Annotated in this window: 4 protein-coding genes; 3 read left to right on the top strand and 1 reads right to left on the bottom strand. The window is 65.0% G+C overall.

From position 1 onward, the window contains the following. Positions 1-10 precede the first annotated feature (10 nt). On the top strand, positions 11-286 hold the full coding sequence (locus VN856_RS00120) for a hypothetical protein (protein ID WP_325685107.1): 276 nt from the start codon (positions 11-13) through the stop codon (positions 284-286). Here VN856_RS00120 and VN856_RS00125 read toward each other — a convergent pair. Then, the gene (locus tag VN856_RS00125; protein ID WP_325685108.1) at positions 261-1,490 is read right to left on the bottom strand and encodes a TetR/AcrR family transcriptional regulator; all 1,230 of its coding nucleotides are present in this window, start codon (positions 1,488-1,490) and stop codon (positions 261-263) included. The genes VN856_RS00120 and VN856_RS00125 overlap by 26 nt on opposite strands. A gap of 125 nt (positions 1,491-1,615) precedes the next feature. Between VN856_RS00125 and VN856_RS00130 the strand changes: the two genes are divergently transcribed. Further along, complete coding sequence (locus VN856_RS00130; protein ID WP_325685109.1) at positions 1,616-1,840, top strand: hypothetical protein; 225 nt, start codon at positions 1,616-1,618, stop codon at positions 1,838-1,840. 76 nt (positions 1,841-1,916) lie between these two features. Continuing rightward, on the top strand, positions 1,917-2,221 hold a 305-nt coding region (locus VN856_RS00135), incomplete at its 3' end, for a hypothetical protein (RefSeq protein WP_325685110.1).

Consider the following 2,221-nt stretch of genomic DNA (forward strand, 5'->3'; position numbering starts at 1 on the left):
AAGGAGAGGCATGTCCCGCAAAAGCAACCGCATTGCCCGCTTTTCGGGTCTGGCGCTGGCCGGCGCCGGCCTGGCCCACTTCACCAGCCCCGGCCTGTTCGAGCCGATCACCAAGTCGGCGTTCCCGCGCAACACCCGCCAGCACATCTACACCAACGGCAGCATCGAGACCGTGCTGGGACTGACGTTCGCGAGCCGGCAGACCCGCAGCCTGGGCGCCGTCGGATTGATCGGGTACCTAGCCTACCTGGGCGGAAATGCTATCCGCCAGTCCCAAAAACCGTAGCTTCCATCAGTTTTCGCACACACGCCTGCGAATAGGCGGAGTTGTCGGCGGAGTTCTCGTAGTGCACCAGCCGACCAACATCGACTACCAGCGCCATCGCCGCATGGACCAGAACACGCGCCTGCGTCTCGGTGAGCGCCGGCCGCGCCGCTGCCAGTAGGCGCATCCAGGCATCGATCGTCGAGCGCTGCACACTACGGAGCAGTTCCTGATCCACGCGCGTCAGGTTCACCCGTTCGGTGTAATAGATCGCGGCCAGATCCGGATTCGCGAACGAGGTAGCCACGTATGCCTCGATCAGCAAGGTGAGCATATGGCCCGGTTCGGTCAGCCCGGTCAGGATCGCCGACAGCCGGCCCGAGACCCGATCGGCCGCACGCCGCAACCCCGTCGCGAGGATGTCGCACTTGCCCGGGAAGTAGCGGTAGATCCCCGACACCGGAATACCGACGGCCGAGGCGATCTCGGCCATGCTGGTCTCGGGATAGCCCTTGGCGTTGAACAACACCATCGACGCCTGCAGCAGGGCTTCGTATACCCCGGTGTCGGCTTCGAAGATTCGCCACGAGGCCGGGCGGTCCACGGTATCCGCCGGTTCCGGCAGCTCGGCCTGGAGTACCGCCGAGGCGGCGCCGGCGAGCAGCGCGCGGATGTCGTTGGCGGGCAACTGAACTCGGTGGTCGACGGCGCTTCCGATCACGCTGAGCAGCCCCGCCGACAGCATCCATCGCTGCGACGAGGTCAGGTTGGGGCGAATCGCAATGAGCGGCCGCTGAATTCGGCGGTTCACCAATCGCAGCTGATCGCCGAGCGCAGATTGGTCTTCGCCGTGCAGGTAGCGAGCCTGCCATCGATACAGCCCGCCGGATTCACGATTGGCCAGCGTCACGTCGATCAGCGCCTCGACCAGTCGGTCCAGCGTCTCGGCGGGATCGCCGCCGGCTTCGGTATCGGCGAAGTCGGTGCAGTCGACCAGTTGCTGGCCAAGCGCCAGGACGGCGTCGCGGAACAGCTCGTACTTGCTGGCATGGTGCCGATACAGCGCCGGCGCGGATATTCCGACCTTGGCCGCGATCGCTTCCATGCTGACGGCGTGGTAGCCCTGCGCACTGAACGCCTCGGCGGATGCCCGGGCGATCTGATCTTTGCGATCCTTGGGCCGTCGGCGTACTTCGGCGGCGCCCTGCGCTCGCGGCGTCGTCACCGCCTCACCCTATCCCGCGGATTGTTGCCAAAAAACCTACCGCCGAGTCAGAACCGTCATTAACATAGCTCTTGCTCGATACGCCTGAGCAGCGTTTCAGGGGCCCGGTTGGGAGGTAACCGCTCATGCTGGAGACGATTCGCCGCGTCCTCGGCTACCAGCTCACGATCGCGCAGCTGATCGCGCTGGGAGTGGTCGTCGGCACACCGTATCTGCTGATCGGAGCCATCTGGTCGACGACGCACACCGCGCATCTTCAGAACATGCACGGGGTCGATCTGGTGGTGTCGTTCCTGGGATCGATCGTGTCGTGGCCGGTGCTGCTGTTCGCAAACGTGTGCATGACATGACCGCAAGGGCAGCTGGACTACCGTCGATGCGCCGATTCACATATCTCGGCACACGGCGTGACCCGAGAGGAGACTCGTGAGCAATCGTCAGGTACTACTCGGAGTCGTGGGCGCCGCGTTGATCGCCACCGGACTGCTGGCGCTGTGGTTTCCGGTGCACCTGGACCAATACGACCAATGGGGAATGCAAATCAGTTGCGGGAGGGGCTTCAACGGGAGCCTGTCGCAGAGCCCCGGAGCCCACGACGCCAACCTCGCCGGCCAGTGCGCGACAGCGCTGCTGCTGCGCCGCCTCTGGGCTATCCCGGCCGCCATCATCGGCTGGGCGCTGGTGACGGTCGTCGCCGCGATATGGGTGCATACTCCGGACGATTCGGAGGA

Source organism: Mycobacterium sp., from assembly GCF_035603715.1.
Lineage (GTDB): Bacteria > Actinomycetota > Actinomycetes > Mycobacteriales > Mycobacteriaceae > Mycobacterium.

Excerpts from the sequence above, each read along its gene's own strand:
- VN856_RS00130 (WP_325685109.1), top strand. The coding sequence starts at position 1,616 with ATGCTGGAGACGATTCGCCGCGTCCTCGGCTACCAGCTCACGATCGCG.
- VN856_RS00120 (WP_325685107.1), top strand. The coding sequence starts at position 11 with ATGTCCCGCAAAAGCAACCGCATTGCCCGCTTTTCGGGTCTGGCGCTG.